The 16,461-nt window shown below is 54.7% G+C and carries 23 protein-coding genes; 16 read left to right on the top strand and 7 right to left on the bottom strand.

Features of this window, described 5'->3' with window-relative positions; translation table 11 throughout:
* Positions 1-5 precede the first annotated feature (5 nt).
* The 9 genes from PST29_RS31610 to PST29_RS31640 all read left to right on the top strand — a co-directional run bounded on the left by PST29_RS31610 (position 6) and on the right by PST29_RS31640 (position 5,171).
* Positions 6-317, top strand: coding sequence for a hypothetical protein (locus PST29_RS31610; RefSeq protein WP_148659603.1), 312 nt, complete (start codon positions 6-8; stop codon positions 315-317).
* Positions 318-833: 516 nt separating this feature from the next.
* Positions 834-1,283, top strand: coding sequence for a hypothetical protein (locus tag PST29_RS07970; protein ID WP_060842774.1), 450 nt, complete (start codon positions 834-836; stop codon positions 1,281-1,283).
* A 246-nt stretch (positions 1,284-1,529) separates the two neighbouring features.
* A complete protein-coding gene (locus PST29_RS31615) occupies positions 1,530-1,817 on the top strand; it encodes a hypothetical protein (RefSeq protein WP_148659604.1) in 288 nt (95 codons plus the stop codon).
* The gene (locus tag PST29_RS31620) at positions 1,814-2,194 is read left to right on the top strand and encodes a hypothetical protein (RefSeq protein WP_148659605.1); all 381 of its coding nucleotides are present in this window, start codon (positions 1,814-1,816) and stop codon (positions 2,192-2,194) included. Before PST29_RS31615 ends, PST29_RS31620 begins: the two co-directional genes overlap by 4 nt.
* Before the next feature lie 212 nt (positions 2,195-2,406).
* Entirely contained in the window at positions 2,407-2,769 is a 363-nt protein-coding gene (locus PST29_RS31625; protein WP_148659606.1) for a hypothetical protein, read from the top strand.
* Between the two features lie 43 nt (positions 2,770-2,812).
* A complete protein-coding gene (locus tag PST29_RS07975; RefSeq protein ID WP_060842775.1) occupies positions 2,813-3,097 on the top strand; it encodes a hypothetical protein in 285 nt (94 codons plus the stop codon).
* A gap of 336 nt (positions 3,098-3,433) precedes the next feature.
* Positions 3,434-3,892 (top strand): hypothetical protein, encoded by a 459-nt coding sequence (locus PST29_RS31630; RefSeq protein ID WP_148659607.1) that lies wholly within the window; start codon positions 3,434-3,436, stop codon positions 3,890-3,892.
* A 105-nt stretch (positions 3,893-3,997) separates the two neighbouring features.
* Entirely contained in the window at positions 3,998-4,411 is a 414-nt protein-coding gene (locus PST29_RS31635) for a hypothetical protein (protein ID WP_148659608.1), read from the top strand.
* Between the two features lie 349 nt (positions 4,412-4,760).
* The gene (locus PST29_RS31640) at positions 4,761-5,171 is read left to right on the top strand and encodes a hypothetical protein (RefSeq protein WP_148659609.1); all 411 of its coding nucleotides are present in this window, start codon (positions 4,761-4,763) and stop codon (positions 5,169-5,171) included.
* Positions 5,172-5,449: 278 nt separating this feature from the next.
* On the opposite strand, the gene PST29_RS07985 is transcribed toward PST29_RS31640, so the two are convergent.
* On the bottom strand, positions 5,450-5,722 hold the full coding sequence (locus tag PST29_RS07985) for a hypothetical protein (RefSeq protein ID WP_060842777.1): 273 nt from the start codon (positions 5,720-5,722) through the stop codon (positions 5,450-5,452).
* A 288-nt stretch (positions 5,723-6,010) separates the two neighbouring features.
* Between PST29_RS07985 and PST29_RS07990 the strand changes: the two genes are divergently transcribed.
* The gene (locus PST29_RS07990; protein WP_060842778.1) at positions 6,011-6,592 is read left to right on the top strand and encodes a hypothetical protein; all 582 of its coding nucleotides are present in this window, start codon (positions 6,011-6,013) and stop codon (positions 6,590-6,592) included.
* 78 nt (positions 6,593-6,670) lie between these two features.
* Here PST29_RS07990 and PST29_RS07995 read toward each other — a convergent pair whose 3' ends face one another.
* Together PST29_RS07995 and PST29_RS08000 are read right to left on the bottom strand one after the other, a co-directional pair.
* Entirely contained in the window at positions 6,671-7,618 is a 948-nt protein-coding gene (locus PST29_RS07995) for an AraC family transcriptional regulator (RefSeq protein WP_060842779.1), read from the bottom strand.
* 118 nt (positions 7,619-7,736) lie between these two features.
* Positions 7,737-8,480, bottom strand: coding sequence for a DUF899 domain-containing protein (locus tag PST29_RS08000; RefSeq protein ID WP_060842780.1), 744 nt, complete (start codon positions 8,478-8,480; stop codon positions 7,737-7,739).
* A gap of 194 nt (positions 8,481-8,674) precedes the next feature.
* Here PST29_RS08000 and PST29_RS08005 point away from each other — a divergent pair, with 194 nt between their 5' ends.
* Positions 8,675-9,067, top strand: a complete 393-nt coding sequence (locus PST29_RS08005; RefSeq protein ID WP_060838080.1) for a hypothetical protein — start codon at positions 8,675-8,677, stop codon at positions 9,065-9,067.
* 1 nt (position 9,068) lies between these two features.
* Here PST29_RS08005 and PST29_RS08010 read toward each other — a convergent pair whose 3' ends face one another.
* The 3 genes from PST29_RS08010 to PST29_RS08020 form a co-directional block, all read right to left on the bottom strand.
* Positions 9,069-9,944, bottom strand: a complete 876-nt coding sequence (locus PST29_RS08010; RefSeq protein WP_060842781.1) for a DUF6279 family lipoprotein — start codon at positions 9,942-9,944, stop codon at positions 9,069-9,071.
* A gap of 71 nt (positions 9,945-10,015) precedes the next feature.
* Complete coding sequence (locus PST29_RS08015; protein WP_060838082.1) at positions 10,016-10,735, bottom strand: TorF family putative porin; 720 nt, start codon at positions 10,733-10,735, stop codon at positions 10,016-10,018.
* 198 nt (positions 10,736-10,933) lie between these two features.
* A complete protein-coding gene (locus tag PST29_RS08020; protein WP_173664403.1) occupies positions 10,934-11,122 on the bottom strand; it encodes a hypothetical protein in 189 nt (62 codons plus the stop codon).
* A gap of 353 nt (positions 11,123-11,475) precedes the next feature.
* Between PST29_RS08020 and PST29_RS08025 the strand changes: the two genes are divergently transcribed.
* From PST29_RS08025 to PST29_RS08035, 3 genes are all read left to right on the top strand, one after another.
* On the top strand, positions 11,476-12,312 hold the full coding sequence (locus tag PST29_RS08025; RefSeq protein WP_060838083.1) for a CvfB family protein: 837 nt from the start codon (positions 11,476-11,478) through the stop codon (positions 12,310-12,312).
* A 28-nt stretch (positions 12,313-12,340) separates the two neighbouring features.
* The gene (locus PST29_RS08030; protein WP_060842782.1) at positions 12,341-12,769 is read left to right on the top strand and encodes a DUF2177 family protein; all 429 of its coding nucleotides are present in this window, start codon (positions 12,341-12,343) and stop codon (positions 12,767-12,769) included.
* A gap of 102 nt (positions 12,770-12,871) precedes the next feature.
* Positions 12,872-13,795, top strand: coding sequence for a DMT family transporter (locus PST29_RS08035; protein ID WP_060842783.1), 924 nt, complete (start codon positions 12,872-12,874; stop codon positions 13,793-13,795).
* Positions 13,796-13,803: 8 nt separating this feature from the next.
* On the opposite strand, the gene PST29_RS08040 is transcribed toward PST29_RS08035, so the two are convergent.
* Complete coding sequence (locus tag PST29_RS08040; RefSeq protein WP_060842784.1) at positions 13,804-14,964, bottom strand: MFS transporter; 1,161 nt, start codon at positions 14,962-14,964, stop codon at positions 13,804-13,806.
* Positions 14,965-15,067: 103 nt separating this feature from the next.
* Between PST29_RS08040 and ptrR the strand changes: the two genes are divergently transcribed.
* Both ptrR and PST29_RS32500 read left to right on the top strand, forming a co-directional pair.
* Positions 15,068-15,961 carry a putrescine utilization regulator PtrR gene (gene ptrR, locus PST29_RS08045; protein WP_060842785.1) on the top strand — a complete coding sequence of 298 codons (894 nt, stop codon included), beginning with the start codon at positions 15,068-15,070 and terminating at the stop codon, positions 15,959-15,961.
* 133 nt (positions 15,962-16,094) lie between these two features.
* Positions 16,095-16,223: a PA1414 family protein gene (locus tag PST29_RS32500; protein WP_011059908.1), complete on the top strand. Its 129-nt coding sequence runs from the start codon at positions 16,095-16,097 to the stop codon at positions 16,221-16,223.
* Positions 16,224-16,461: the final 238 nt, after the last annotated feature.

Below are 16,461 nucleotides of genomic sequence, written 5' to 3' on the forward strand. Positions count from 1 at the left end.
TGTTGTTGGCTGGGATTTCTCGTTTGCTTCCGGAAATTGAGTCGTGGACTAGTGAGGCAAGAAGGTTTGGTTGTGAGGATGGTGATCGAGTAGAGTTTTGGGAGGATGATGTTTTATGTTGTCTGGATTTGAGGAGGTTGTCTTTATCTCTGCTAGAGGGGATTTTAGTTCTTGTCGCTGAGTTTGATTGTAGTTTGGTGCTGTTTGGTAGTGGTGAGGTTGTTGAGTCAAAATTGCCATTAGTTGTGGAAAAGATAAAGGAGTCTAACGTTTTTGCTTTTTGTGTGGATCCAGCTAGTTTTTTTGCGGGGCTATAATTTTGGAGGGTAGATAGTATTGGGTTTTCGGATTTAGTGTTGTTTTTTTATATGTAATATGGTCTTCATGGTTGGTGTGTTTGGGCTTGCTTTTACTCATGTGATCGTTGTTTTTTGGATTCTTTTTTTTTGTGGTGGGATAGTTAAGTTTGTATGAGGGGTTAAGTTTTATCGGCTGTGGCTGCGGAGAAAAAGCTGAGTTCGGGAGTGATATTTAAATCATCTGACATTCCTGATGTGCCTGTACTGAAGAATTGCTCGGTTGAAAGCTTGCAATATCATGTTTTAAATAATGTTAATCGGTCTGGTGATGTGGTTGATAATGCATCGCATAAGTTCATGGAAATGATGGGGCTGTTGTTTTTTGGAGGGGGGAGGTAAGAGCTGGTAGTAAGAAAAAGTATAATTTGGTTGTTGAAGATGAAGGGGGTATGCGTAATTTTGATAGGTTTGATGTTCAAAAGATGGCCCGAAACCAAGGCTGGGAAAGTTTTCCTTTTTAAGTGAGGAAGTAGCGTGAGGATTGAACTTGAATCCGAGGCAGGGGTGCTGAGATTTCTTGTCAAGAGTACAGGGGCTAAGAATTATTTTTTTGATTTTGATATTGTCTGTGATTGGAATAAGAAATTTTCAGGTTGTCTTCCGGATAGACTTTTTTGCAGTTTGAACTTTGACGATATAAAAAGACTCGTGGAGTATTTTTATAGGCATAAACTGTCAGTGCTCGCCGATAAGGTTGACGGGACGTTGGTTTTTATGCCGTTGGAAAATGATTTTCAAATAAGGTTTATGGCGGGAGAAGCTGATAGCTTGGAGGAGGGGTGCTTTTGGATCGGATTTTTGTTTAATTTTGGAGGGAAGGATGAAGATTCTTCAAATGTGTATTTCGGATTTGAAGCTAGTATTGATTTTTCAGCAGTAGATGATTTTTGTAGCTCCTTGAGGGAGTTGATCCCTGATAAGTAGAGTAGTAGGTGCGGAGTGTTTGACTAAACACCGGCGGAGTTATTAAAACGCCGCGTACCGGCGGTACTCAGCTGGATGGAGTGCAGAGGGATGGTGCCTATGTGACTTCGTAGCACAAGCTGAATCCGGGAGTGATGTATAGTTATAGTGAATCAGATAGTTCAAAAAATACCTCTAAAAATTTGGGCTCTGCTTCTTTTGATGCAGCGAATGGTATAGGAACAATCTATTCTCCTAAGGTTAGTATTGAGTAATGGTGAGATAATATTTAACGACTTTTCTGTAGGTACTTCAAAGGTATATTTTGGTTATGGGCCAGATGGTGCAACTGAGTTGGTTGGTCCGTTGAAACAGATGCTCAACTATGCTCAATCTCAAGGGGCAGAGAGAATTACTTTAAAAGGTCGCTATGCAACTGAGGGAGGAGCGATGTTGGGTACGGGTAGTGTGGATAATGTTAAGCAAAATTTTTCCTTCAGTTTCCCCACTACCCGAGAAGGGTTAAAAGGGTTCTTAAAAGGGCTTGAGAAGTGAAGATTCGTCGTACCCTTGAAAAAAGAATGAGGCAGCTAGATGGATCGGGTCGAGGGCGTTTTTATGAGGTTGCAGATGCAAGGCAGATTCTTTGTTCTGTAAAACTTGAGAGCGGCGTTTTAGATATATGTGTAGATGGATTTTTTGTTTCGAAGAAAGATGAGGTTTGCAAGGTTCTTTTTGAGGAAATTGTTGCTATAAAAAGTCATTTGAATGCAAGTTTTTTCTCTAGTGAAAGAGAGGATTTTGATCTTCCTATAGATATTGAATGTGAGTCTTTTGGGTTTTCTCTTTTGGTGCCATTTTTGAGTTATTCCAATGTTTTGAATATTTTAACGGGTCTGAGGGATGATTGGCTTAAACAGGCCTCATTCTAAATTCACTCGTGGTTTCAGTAAGACTCCAATTGTGGAGGTAAAAGGGCATCCCCAAATTTCGCAGGTTCAAGTTCATCTTGGTGGAGGTCGGCATGAAGGAACTTATTATAAAGTCTCTACTACAACAGAGGGAACTATAAAGATAGTTGAGCCTTGAACGTATAAGCCGAATCCTGGGGAAAAGGCAAAGATTTTTTCTGGAGGTTAGTTTGATGTTGTCAAAATTAAAATGGATAATTCAAGCCTTGGCTATTCCAGCATCTGAGCAGGTGCGTTTATTTCCATCTTTTGTTAATGTTGCAGATGAGCTTGCATTAATTTGGGAAGATGTCTTAGAAGGTCTTGAGATTTTTAGAGAGCTGGTGTCATCAGGCGCGCTATTGGCAATTCAAAATCTAGATGAGAAGATTTTATCTATTAGTGGTGAGTCTAATTCGCAGATTTGGACTAAAAATTCTTTGTACGACTCTGTCCACTGGGAGGAAATAAGAGGGCTTGCTGCTGTGGTGGCTAAAAAAATGAACTGGCCTATTAGCTCGCCTGGACCTGCCGATGGTATCTATATCGGATCATAAAAGTAAAGTTGCTCTCAAGGGTGTAACTAATTTTGAGGGTGGAATGAAAATTATTAAACTGATGCCTGATTATCAAAGTTTCCCGCTGTGGAGTTTGTCGCCAGACTCTATTGGGAATGTTGATCCTGAGAAGTTGCCGATCTCACAAGAGCTCAAAGCTGATCTAATGTCATGGGCGCTTAAGTATGATGATACATTAGATGAGGAATATCCTCCTGACTCTGGATTTTCTAGCGAGGAGGATGAGGCAGAGTTTAATAAAGAAGGAGAGCATCTGTTTGAGCGGCTAAAGGCAGAGTTGAAAGGCTATGTTGTGGTTTTGAAGTGATTGAAGATGCGCGGAATAAGTGCGCGAAATTTATGTGTGGTAGTGCGTTTTGGTTGTAGTGGTCATTCTATCGTCAAAGAGGATGATTAAGTCATTGATCGATATTCGATAAAATGCGATAAAAAAGACAACTTTCACGCCGCTTTTGTGCTTGCTGGAGCACCTGCTCCAGCATCCGCCTCATCGTTATATTCATCAAATCACATCCATCTCGCTGTAATGGTCAACTAATCCCGGACACACAGACAACTCGGTTGTTGAGAGCGCTAAAAAGTAGGTGGTGTTGCAAAGGAAGAGGTGCAGAGGCAGCTAAAAATTTTGATCGGCCTTTGAGAGTTGATAACACTCACTGCGTTTCCAATTCACCTGCTTGATGAAAACCGAAAGCTGGTCAATCCGATTGTTGATGCATCAGGACTGAATCCCGCCAGCGGGGGCTACGCTGAAGGGGGCGGAGTTATTACAACGCCGCATACCGGCGGTACTCAGCTGGATGGAGTGCAGAAGGATGGTGCCTATGTGACTCCGGAGCACAAGCTGAATCCGGGGGTGATGTATAGTGAAGATGGAGCTGCAAAAGGTTTAATCGGACAGGATTTTGAAAAATATCTTTATAAAGAACTGGGTGGAAACCAAGCTTTTCGACGAAAGGACGAGAGTTTGACGGGGCTTATGGAGCGAATAACTCTATATGGTACGAGGCTAAATCTGGCCGATACTGGGAGGATCATGCTCAAGCCGGATCTAAAGGTTTTGATAAGTTTAAGTCAGATGTCGGCGCGCATGCTCGAATAGCTAAAGATAATGGCGCTTCTTTTGAAGTCCATTCCAATATACCGATTCCTCAGCATGCCAAGGAGTGGCTGAGTTCATAAGGGATATTTTTTAAGGAGTATTAATATGGGTAGCCAAGCATCTGTAGATGTAAGTCTGTCTCGGTCTTGTAGTCCAAAAGATATAGTGATGGCACTACTTGATTCTGGGTGGAGTTTTGATTTTGAAGGGGATGTTCTATTTTTGTTGTCATCAGATATTGACTCTTATGATTGGCAGAAAGAGTATGCTGAGCATTTCAACTTAAAGGAATTTCTCGACTCTCATTCGCCATTCGGGAGGATTGGTATTGCTATGGTTTTTGATGGTAGGTTTGGAGGGGAGTTCTTAATTAGTCGGGATTGTATATCGTTGTCTATTTCAATAAATAGAATTTGTGTTTTTGGCGCTGTGCCGGATTTTACTGAGTATGTTTTTAGACTTAAGGAAGTTGTGAGTGGCTTTGGTTTTTCTGATATTAGATGTGAATATGTTTCTTGACTGGTATTTGGTGTCAAGAAACTGATGTTGATGATACTGTGCTGGCTGGAAGAGGGGTTGCTTCTGAAAATAAGAGTAACTATCTTGTCGCGAACTGAGCGTCGAAGAGCACGAGAGAAAAATCGCGACTTTCAAGCCGCGATTTTTGCTTGCTGAAGTATCTGCTCCTGTATTCACCTTGTTGTAAAATCCATCAAATCATACCCGCCGCACAGCAGAATTCTGCACGCCAGTGACATTTCCTGTGGCACTACTTTAACTTTTGGCGCTTTATTAGATTTTGTATGGAAAATGCCGCGTTGAATGAAGTGTCTCGTCAAAAATTAATAGGCTATTTTTTTAGCGAAAAATGAATATTTCAATATTTGAAGTCTCGATCAGAAAAGAAATCAATATAAGGGAGGTTTCGGTTGCGCTGACCTGTTTTTTTGGGTTTTCGGATTTGAATGCTCTAAGTGTCGATGCTTTTTGGGAGTTGTCAGAAGTTGTGCAGGAAAAATCTATCGGAATCAGGTTGGAATATAATGATGTGGGTTTTAGGACTTTGGCTATATTCTATTGCTGCTTTGAAGTTTTTGGCGAGGTTCTGGCTGGGTTTGCGAAATATCTTGCTGAGAATTTTGAAACTGAAGTTGCTGTAGGTGACTACCTTCATAAAGCTGATGTGGTTAATGATAGGTTTATAATTTTTCAAGCTGACGGGAGTAGAAGGTTTGGCTTTGAGAAAGGCGATAGTGATGGATTTGATGTTGTCGACTAACCCTGAGGAGGATCGGCGTGAGCGAGCTAATGAAGGATAGTGATGTTGTAAGTGGTTTTTTGAAAATGTTGATGTGTGCATATGGCGGCGATATCGACGCAGAATTTAAGCTGAGGTTGTTGGTGATTTGTTAGGGGGCTGTGCTGATAAGGAAATTAAGAGAAATCGAGGTAAGGCTGCCACGAATGCGGAAGACCGGAGTTGAAAGTGCGGGCGTCTCTGGCAGAGCGCCCGCAGCGGTTGGCTAAAGGAGGTGGATTTATAATGCCCCTGTCTGCTTATGCGGATAGCTGCCCTTGCATCCGTCGCCCTGCCACATCCATCAAATCACACCCATCGCGCAGCAAAATGCTGCACACCAGCGACAGCTCCTGAAGCACCACTGCGCCCTTGGGCGCGTCATCAGAAATCGCAAAGTTTTCCAGTAGTTGAGTCACAGCGCGAATGCGGTAAGCCGCTGCATCGTGCAGGACGTCTATGGGAGCTCGGGTATCGATCAGCAGGGAGGGAATGTTGCAGTCGTGGCCGGTTATAGCTTGATAACGCGTCATTTATTGAGCCTCTTTAGTTTGACTGAGGACTCTGTAAATCAGGTCGCCAAACCCGGTCGTCCTTTCAACGACCCCTCGACTATATCCAACGCTCCCCCTGTCCTTAAAGCCCCATTCCTACTGGATCGTCTGCTTCTGCCGTAAGGCAATTCCTAATTTGCCTAGAGTATCTTTTCGAGCCGGTCCGCCACGATTTTCCTGGCTTACAATGCCGCCGCTTATCGCCATGCCACAGTTGGTTTTCAGGTGGCGGTGCGTTGTTGAAAACCCTCTCAAGGAAGATCTGTTATGCGTCTTTTGTCTCTGCTGTTCAGCTTTGTTCTGCTCGCCGGTTGTGCTTCAACCCCGGACTATTACATCTCGCCCAAACCGGTGCAGATTCCCGCCACCGCCACTTACTGGATCGACACCTTCAACCTGCAACTGGTGGGCGAGAGCGAGCGCTTTCTGCCCGAGGACAAGCTGCGTCAGCAGCTGGGCATGGAGTTGATCCGGCAATTGGGTAATGCCAATCGCTACGCCGCCAGCAAGGACAGCGCCGACTACCTGCTGGATGTGAATGCGGTGTACAAGCGCCGGCTCAGTGATTCCAAGGGTGGGCTGGTGTCGATGGTCGTCGATGACAATACGATCCTGGCCAGTGTCGATTTCGGCTACAAGGTCCAGGTCAAGCGCGACGGCGCCGAGGTGTTGCATTTCGCTCAGGAGCGCAACGGTTTGCAGCCTGCCGGAGCCATGGGCCAGTTGCGCAATATGAAGACCATGTTGGGGGCGATCACCAACAGCGGTAATTCGGATGTGGAGAACTTCTACATTCGCGCTCTGCCGAAGTTCATTGTCAGTGATATCAAGGCCATTCCTTCGCGCTGAGTAGGTGTGTGGCTGGATGGTAGGCGCGAGCAAGCTCGCTCCTACATGGGGTATGGATGTATCAGTCGGCCTTTTGGCTTATAGCGCCCTCACCGGAATACAAATCTCACACTCCAGCTCCCCGGTCTTGATGTCGTAGTACGCATCCGCCGGATAGCGTTCGAACGCCGGGCGCGGGTCGAACTGCATGCCGCTCTTGGGCAGCCAGTCGCGGCACAGTTCGATCCAGGCATCGCCGATGTCCGGGCCAAGGCCGCGGTAGGCCGCTACGGCGTACAGGCCGCCGGGCAAGGTGGTGATCACGGCGGGAGGGCCGGCCTTGAAGTCTTCGTGCACTTCGACGCAGGCGTCGTAGCGGCATTTTTCGGCCGGGGTGAGGTCCGGGTCGTCGTGGCCGATGCCGTAGCGCACGCGGTTGAACAATCGGTGTTCGAGCATCCATGGCATGACGGTTTCGCGCCAGAAAACCCCAATGCCCGGGCCGTAGGCACCGATGTAGCGCAGGTAAGCCACGCGGGTGGCGGGCAGCTGCTGCAGGGTGACGTTCATCGCTGTTTCCTTCAGGTGAATGAAGGCGTCAGGATCGTCGAAGGCGGGAATGTGGGTCTGATCAGGATTGCTCAATTCACGCAGGCGCCGTTCTCGGATGTCGTCGAGGCGGCGGTGCCAGCGTTTCGGTTCGGTGTCGCGCCAGGTGCTGGGGGAGACCGAGAAGTGTTGCTTGAAGGCTCGGGAGAAGGCTTCGCCGGAGCCGAAGCCGACTTCCAGCGCGATTTCCAGGATCGAGGCTGCGGGGCGACTGGCCATGAGGTAGGCGCCGCAGGCCAGGCGCCGGCGACGCAGGTAGGCGCCCAGGGGCTCGCCGACCCACGCGCTGAACAGGCGGTGGAAGTGGTAGGGCGAAAAATGTGCCACCCGCGCCAGGTCCGTCAGCTCCAGGGGCTGGTCCAGGTGTTGGTCGATGTACTCCAGCACCCGGTTCATGCGCAGGGTGTATTCGTGGAGGCTGTGGTAGGCGGCGCTCATGTCTTCAGATTAGTTGGCTGTGAGGGTCGTCGTAGTCTGCCGCAGATTTGTGCCATTTGTGTGTGCGATTCGCCGGCAAGCCGGCTCCTACGGGAGGTTTCTGTCGGCGAACAGGCTGTCAGTTGTCACAGCAGCAACTGCTGCCCTTGCTCCGGGGTGTTTTCTGGTAACGGTCGTGGTGCCGAACCCAGTCCATGATCTGTTCTTCGTTGCGCCCCTTGGGCGTCAGGTCGAGGAAGTTGTAGGCCCCCAGTAACAGGTCCAGCCCGCGGGCATAGGTGGAATATGTGTGGAAAATTTCACCTTGCGGGTTGCGATAGAACACGCTTAGGCCGGGTAGCTCCCGCTCGTCGCCACTGACCTGTTCGTAGTTGTAGCTGGCGGTTCCCTGGGCCAGTTGCTCGTCGCTGAGGCTCACGCCAAAGTCTTGGTTGAAGTCGCCGCCGGCGCTGGAGTACCAGTCGAAATGCCAGCCCATGCGTTGGCGAAAGGCTTGGAATTGGCCGTAGGGCGCGTGGGATACCGCCACCAGCGCCACATCGTGGTGGGCCAGATGCAGGTTGGCGCCATCGAAGTGGTCCGCCAGGAACGAGCAGCCCTTGCAGCCCTCTTTCCAGCCGGCGCCGAACATGAAGTGGTAGACCAGCAGTTGGCTGTGGTCGCCAAACAGGTCCGCGAGGTTTAGCGGGCCATTGGGGCCTTGAAACTGATAGGGCTTGTCGATTTTTACCCAGGGCAGCGCCCGGCGTTCGGCGCTGAGTTGGTCGCGCTGGCGGGTAAAGGCCTTTTCGTGGATCAGGTGCTGTTTGCGGGCTTGTAGCCATTGTTCCCGGGAGACTACGGGATGATCGGTAACGGGCATGACATTTCTCCTCTGGCAGTGGGCGAAGCGTCTTACACACGCTAGTCGTTTGACTCCGGGGCAGATCGACAAACCGCCCAGCGGTTTTCCGCTTGGGGGGCGCTGGCCTGGGTGGATTTCCTGAACGGCTGAAAAGCCTGCCGGTCACAACCTATGAACGGCATTTCATTCTTGTGTCTGGAGGTTGAATCAGGATGAGCACTTACAACTGGGATCTGATCGAACGGCTGTTGCACGAAGTGCAGAACGGCGCCGGCCACAGTTTCACTCCCCGTCCTTACGCCGAGCAGCATGCGGCGGCCAAGGCGGCGGAAGGTGAGCCCACCGGTAACCTGGATGATCTGAAAGTCACTGCTACCGAGTACGAAAAGCTGCTTCTGGACCGGGGGTTTATCGAAACTCGGCCTGAGGAAGAGGGTGGCAACGGTGAGAATTTCATCCTGACACCCCGGGGCTCCAGCCTGCTGTGCCTGCTCGACAGCAGTATTCCGGGTCATGAGCATCCCCGTCAGGTGCTGGATGAGCAGGCCGATGCCCTGGCGCCGGAAACTTTCGACGAGTTGGCCTCCAAGGCTCAGATCGCCTAGCTCAGGGCAGGTCCTGGCGGGCGTTCTGCAGGCATTTGAGTTCCGCGAAATCCTGGCGTACGCCGTCGATCTTCTTCAGCAGGCGCTGGCGCTGCTCAAGGCTGCTGGTGGCCATCAGGTCCACCAGCAGGTGGCGGGCGGCCTGTTCGGTGCGGGCATAGGCCTGGCGGTAATCCTCTGTCCATAACTGCTCGCGGTTCACCAGCAGTTGCTCGATGCGTTGTGGAAAATCGCTGTTTTGCCGTTGCGCCACGGCGGCGCTGAACTGTGCCTGCCAGTGGATGCGGTTGGCGATCCACTGCTGGTTCTGTTCGCCCAGGGACGCCGACCATTGCTCGATGCGTCGTTGCTGGTTGGGACTCAAGGGGCCGATCCAGGATTTCAGGCGTTTGCTCATGCGCTGGCTGCGCTGTTCGATCTGCTGCGCCAGGGAGGGCTTGAGGTATTGCTCGCGATGTTCCTGCTGGTCCTTGGCAAAGGCGTTGTTCATCTCGGCGACTTGTCCGTCGTCCAGGCCCTGTAGCAGCTCTACCGCGGAGGGCACGATCTGCCGCGCGGTTTCGGCGATGGCTTGCTTGGCTTCCAGGGTTCGCTGTTGCAGGGCTTGGTCACTGACCTGATTGCTCTGCACCATGGCTTGCAGGCGATCAAGCCAGTCCAGGTAGCCTGGCAGTTGGGTGGTGCAATGCCAGCTCAGGTGCTTCTGCAGACGCTGGTTGAACCAGCTCTTCTGCTCGCGGTTCATGTCCAGGTAGTCGTTGAGGGTCCAGGGGATGATCACATCCAGGTTGCGATAAGCCAGGCCGACCCGGCTGCAGGCGCCGAGCAGCAGGCTGCAGATCAGCAGCGGGATGAGCAGGTGCCAGCGGCGGGCCATGGGCGAGTCCTTGCGAGTGCGGGTTGCTGTATCTGAACCCGCCGGGCCGCTGACAGTTCAGAGGCCCGTGCTTAGTAAAACGTCCGTTCGGCCTTGAAGGTGAGCAGGCCGTCGCACTGTGGGTTGTGCCCGGTGTAGGCACTGCAGTCGCTACCGCGCAGGCTTGAATCACTGTAGATCAGCTTCAGATCGATTCCCCGCCAGGGCCGCGAGAATTTGATCGACCAGTCATTGAAGCCTGCCACTTCACTGCCGTTGGCCACGGCGACAGCATTGGTCAACTGGTACGCGGTGTATTTGACGCTGATGCCTATGCCGAACGGCGAGTTGCCGCCCAGGTCGGCGAACAGGGTGCTGTTGCGCATGGCCGGGTCGTTGCTGAGGGCGGCGCCAAACCGGCTGCCCAGCAGGCTCAGGCCGCCGTAGAACTCCTGGCTGTTCTGGGTGCGCCGCTGCGGGTAGTTGTAGTGAATGATCCCCAGTTCGTAGCCCAGGGTCTGGTCGAAGGGCCGCTTGAAGCCCAGGTAGGCGTCCACTTCAAGCGGGCTGGCGGGGTTCAGGCCCATGCTGGGGGACCATTGGCCGAAGTACCAGCCGCTGTCGTGGCTCAGGTCGAGGCCGCCGTGCAGGGAGTCGCTGGAGGCGGGTTTGACCAGGCCCTGGGCCATGCTGCGGCTGGGGCTGGTGCCCAGCTTGAGGTCGAAGGCGCCCAGTTCTCGCTGGACTGTCTGGCCCAGGGCGATGGGGCAGGCCAGTAGCAGGCTGAGGGCCAGTGTGGCGGATTTGAGCATGCAGCACTCCTTGAACGGCGGGGAGTGACAACCTGAAAGTCGGCTGAAACGATTTATCCGGAAGGCGGCAAGAATACCGGCGAATGCCTGGGGATGAGGGCCGTTCGTCGATTTTTGCTGGCGTTGGGCGGGGAGCGGGGTGCCAGTCCTAGCGCTTTGAGGGCAAAGCGCTAAGGGACCAGGATAGAGCGTGGGGAATTACTTCTTACCGAGGCTGATCTGCTTGGACGGGCCGAAAGTCTGGCCGCTGACGCCTTTGGCAATTTGCTGGATTTCGCCGCCGGACTTGAGGAAGGCTGCGATTTGTTCGTTGATCGATTCGCTGGTTTCAACGGCGGGAGCTGGTTTTGCTTTGCTGTTGGAGGCTTTTACTCGCATGTCGGCCATTTAACCTTTCGGGAAAATTAATTTGGCCAGGCATCTTATCAGAAATACTTGACAATTGCTTGGTAAATATCCTCTGGAATAACGCGCGGCTTTTTGTGTTTTTTTCTAAGTTGATCTCGCTGATATCTACCTAAGTGGCTGTTTTAAATAAGGACTACTGGCGGGCGAGGCGGTCTTGGCGCTGCGGATTCCGCTCGGGCAGGTGCGCCTTTGCCTGACGAGTGGCCGCTTGATCGGCGCCAAGGCCGGAAAAATCAAGGCTGTTCATGGATTTTTTCCCTGGGCGACTCAGGAGCATCAACGCCACTGTGGAAAACAGGTAGAATGCCGCCCACGTAACGAGGGTATTGGAAATGGCTTTAGTCGGGCGCTACAACAGTTTGCAAGTGGTAAAACACACTAACTTTGGTTTGTATCTGGATGGCGGTGCGGACGGCGAGATCTTGCTGCCCAATCGTTATATTCCCAAGGATATTCCCAGTGAAGATGAAGACTGGTTGAATGTTTTTGTTTATCTGGACAGTGCCGACAAGTTAATCGCAACTACTGAAAAGCCGAAAGTTCAAGTCGGCGAGTTCGCCAGTCTTAAAGTTGTCGAAGTTAACAGCATCGGGGTATTTCTGGATTGGGGATTGCCCAAGGATCTGCTGCTGCCGTACTCCGAGGAAAAGCGCCAGATGAATGCCGGCGAATACTGCGTGGTGCATGTCTACCTGGACAAGCACACCCGTCGTATCACCGCCACGGCCCGCCTGGACCGCTATCTGGACAAGACGCCCGCCAACTACAAGGTGGGCCAGGAAGTCGACTTGCTGGTGGCCGAGTCCACCGACATGGGCTTCAAGGCCATCATCAATAACAAGCACTGGGGCCTGATTCACAAGAACGAGGTGTTCAAGTTCCTGCGCTCTGGCATGCAAGAGAAAGGCTTCATCAAGGAAGTCCGCGCCGACGGCAAGATCAGCCTGAGCCTGCAACCTGTGGGTGAAGAGGCGGCCACCAGTCTGAACTCGAAGATCCTTGCCAAGTTGCGGGAGAACAATGGTTCCCTGGCGGTCAGCGACAAGAGCGATCCGGCATTGATCAGCAGTTTGTTCGGGGTCAGCAAGGGCAACTTCAAGAAGGCCATCGGTGCACTTTATAAGCAGGGCCAGATTGTCATCCACGCAGATCGCATCGAGCTAAGCTGACACTCACTTCACGCTGCAGGCGAGTCTCATGAAAACCACTCTGGTCGCCTGGCTCGCCACCCTGCTGGCGTTCCTGCTGCTCGACGCGCTTTGGCTGGGGCTGATGATGGGCCCCACCTACCGCGCCCAGCTGGGCTCGCTGCTGCTGGAACAGCCACGGCTCTTGCCGGCGGCTCTGTTCTACCTCCTCTACGTGACTGGTTGCCTGCTGTTCGCGGTACGCCCCGCCCTGCAACAGGGTGGCTGGCGTCGGGCTGCGCGCCTGGGGGCACTGCTCGGGCTGGTGTCCTACGGCACTTATGATCTGAGCAACTGGGCGACCTTGCAGGCCTGGCCGGCCGCCCTGGCGCTGCTGGATATGGCCTGGGGCATGCTGGTCAGTGCCCTGGCCAGTGGTTTCGGCGTCTTCTGTGCCTGCCGTTGGGCACCTGGTGCTGGACGCGGGCCGCAAGTCTGAGCGGGTTTGCCACTGGGTTTTGCGCCGCTGTTCAGCCCGCTGGGGTGTAACTTTTTTATCTTGGGTAGGTGTCATGTCATTCAAACACTGTGAGGCACTGTGGTGAGCATCGAACGGCGCAACGCCGATGGCTTTGCCCTGCAAGTGATGCTGGGGTTGTGCCTGATCTGGGGCGTGCAGCAGGTCATGATCAAGTGGGCGGCGGCGGACATTGCTCCGGTGATGCAGGCGGCCGCCCGTTCCGGGATTTCGGCGCTGCTGGTGGCCCTGTTGATGTGCTGGAAGGGCGGCTGGTCGCAGATTCCCGGCACCTGGCGCGCCGGTCTATTGGCCGGCGCCCTGTTCGGCCTGGAGTTTTTGTTCATTGCCGAGGGCCTGAAGCTCACCAGCGCCGCGCACATGTCGGTGTTTCTTTATACCGCGCCGATCTTCACCGCCCTGGGGGTCAATTGGCTGCTGCCCAGTGAGCGTTTGCGGCCCTTGCAATGGCTGGGGATCGTTCTCGCATTCATTGGCATCAGCATTGCCTTTGCCGGTGGCATCTCCCTCGACAACCTGGACCGGCGCATGCTCCTGGGCGACCTGCTGGGATTGCTGGCGGGGCTGGCCTGGGGGGCGACCACGGTGGTGGTGCGGGCTTCACGGCTGTCGGAGGCGCCTGCCACCCTGACCCTGTTCTATCAGTTGATCGTCGGATTTGTCGGCCTGTTGTTGATTGCCGTGCTCAGCGGTCAGGTGACCCACGTCAGTCTGACCCCGGTGGCGGTGGCCAGCGTGCTGTTCCAGGGGCTGGTGGTGTCGTTTTTCAGCTACCTGACCTGGTTCTGGCTGTTGCGTCGCTATCTGGCGGCAAACCTGGCGGTGTTTTCCTTCATGACGCCGATGTTCGGCGTGACCTTCGGCGTGCTGTTGCTGGGTGAGCCATTGAGTCTCAACTTTGTGCTCGGCGCCATGCTGGTGCTGCTGGGCATCACTTTTGTCAGCGCCGAGCAATGGTTGCGTCGGCGGATCAAGCGCTTGCTGTAAGCCGCTGTCTAGGACGCCAGCGGGCAGCGCTGTGTCGCGGACCGCGGTTGCCAGAGCAGGCTGGCGCCGAGCAGCAAGCCGCAGCCTGCGACCACCAGCGCCGGCTGCAGATTGCCACTGAAATGACTGCTCAGGGCCGCCAGCAATGGACCGCTCAACTGGCCCATGGCGAAGCAGGCGGTGAGCAACCCGGCATTGCGCTGGGCCGACTCTGGTGCCAGTTCCCGTGAGCGCTGCATGACCAGTTGCATGCAGGCCAGGAACGGCGTGCCACACAGCAGCACTCCCAGCACCAGGCCCAGGCCACTGCCCAGCAGGCAAGCAAAGACTCCCGCCGCCTGCAGCCACAGGGTCGCCATCAGCCAGTGCCGAGTGTTGTCCTGGCGTTGTCGGCGCAGGCTGACCAGGGCGACTCCCAGGGCGGCGGCCAGGCCGAAGCCGGGCCAGAACAGATCGGCTTGCCACTGGCCGTGAAAGCGCGCGCTGGCCATCTGCGAGAGAAAGGTCGCGGGAATGATGTAGCCCACGCCGTACAGGCCATAGACCAGCCCCAGGCGGCCCACGCTTTGCTCATTTTCCGCGGTCGGCTGGGGGGTGAGCCGCTGGCTGCTGGAGGTCCGGGGCAGGATCGGCAGGATCACCAGCAGCATCAGCAAGGCCACGGCGCCATACAGCAGCCACAGGTTGGCGGAGCTTTGTCCCAGCCGATTGGCGCCCAGGGCCAGCAGGCCGGTGAGCATGATCCCCAGCCCCGGGCCGGCGAACACCAGGGCTCCCAGGCGGGGCCGGCCTGCCGCCAGGGCCAGGGGCTGGCTCAGGGCCGTGATCATCACCAGCACCCAGGCACTGGCCAGGCCGGTGCCGAAGCGCAGCGCCAGGTGCGGCCAGAAACCCCGAGCCCAGAACGAAGCCAGGGTCAGCAACACACATAACCACAGCCCACCCAGCAGGCGGGCCCGCATCTGGCCCGGCTGCCGGGCGAACATGGCGTCCAGAGCGCCGATGAAATAGCCCAGGTAGTTGGCGGCGGCGATCAGTCCGGCGGCGGTCAGGTCGACCTGGCCTTCGCTGATCAGGTGCGGCAACTGTGGCGTCAGGGCGAAGCGGCCAATACCCATGGCCATCATCAGGGCAATGAAACTGGCAAGCAGGCGCAGCAGGGGGGACATGGTGGTCTTCCATCGGCAAGGACAATGACCGTCAGGCTAGGGCGGATTGACTTTCATTAAAAATGAATAATAGTGAGAAACCTGTTCAGTTTTGGAGAATGTCATGGAGTTCAGCCAGCTGCGTATTTTCCAGGCTGTGGCCGAGGAAGGTTCCATCACCCGGGCCGCCGAGCGCCTGCACCGGGTGCCGTCGAATCTCTCGACCCGGCTCCGGCAACTGGAGGAACAACTGGGCGTCGAGCTGTTTCTGCGTGAGCGCCAGCGCTTGCAACTGTCACCGGCGGGCAAGGTCCTGCTCGATTACGCCGCGCGGTTGTTCGCCCTGCACGACGAAGCTCATGCCGCGGTGCAAGGCGGTCAGCCGGCCGGGGATTTCGTCCTCGGCACCATGTACAGCACCGCGGCCATTCATCTGCCGGCGCTGCTGGCGCGCTACCACCGCACCTACCCGGCGGTGAATCTGCAGGTGCAGTCCGGGCCCAGCGGCGAGTTGCTGGAAGGCTTGCTCACCGGACGCCTGGACGCCGCCCTGGTGGATGGTCCCCTGGAACTGGCGGGGCTGGATGGCGTGCCGTTGTGCGACGAAACCCTGGTACTGATCAGTGAGGCCGATCACCCTCCGGTGCGCACTGCCCGGGATGTGGAGGGCCGGGCGGTGTTCACCTTTCGTCAGGGCTGTTCCTATCGCATGCGCCTGGAGTCCTGGTTTGCCCACTATCACGCAGCCATGGGGCGGGCCATGGAGATCGAGTCCTATCAGGGCATGCTGGCCTGCGTGATTGCCGGTTCCGGGGTGGCGCTGATGGCCCAGTCGATGCTCGACAGCCTGCCGGGGCGGGAAAGTGTCGCGGTGCATGCTCTGGCCGAGCCGTTCGCCCACACCACCACCTGGCTGATGTGGCGCAAGGGCATGCTGGGGGCCAACCTCAATGCCTGGATCGAACTGCAGCAGGGTGCCTTCGGGCATCAGGTGCCGGTGCTGCGGGCCAATGGCTGAATAGCCTTGGCCGATTCGTCTCAATCCAGTAACAGTTCATTGCGATTGCGAGGCAGCGCGCAGGAAAAGTTAGGACTATTATCTGCTTGAGGCGGCGCAGTACCGCCGCTCGGCACGACCCTGAGGGGGCACTATGAAAGACAAACTGCAAAGCTGGCTTCACGACCTTGGCGTCGCTTTGGGCCTGATCGAGCCACCGCTGCAACCGGTGCCGATTCCTACCGACGAAGAGCTGCGGCGCCGTCAGCAACGTCGCCGTTGAGCTTGCCGCGAGTGCGGAGTGCAGACTCCGTCTCGCGCCTGGTTTTTCCCACCACGAGACGCTGGGCCTGATCCCGGGGTGTTCGTGCAACCCTCTATAGTCCCGCTCTTCTGCCTGGCTCCTGCAGCATTCAACCGCTTTGCCCGCCCGGCGCCCGGGCACTTTTTTGTGGGCGAAAAAAAACGGGTGCGGCCACCGACGCCGCACCCGTCGAAGAAAAGCTTCAGGCGTCCGACGT

The sequence above is a fragment of the Pseudomonas sp. St29 genome (assembly GCF_001547915.1).
GTDB lineage: Bacteria > Pseudomonadota > Gammaproteobacteria > Pseudomonadales > Pseudomonadaceae > Aquipseudomonas.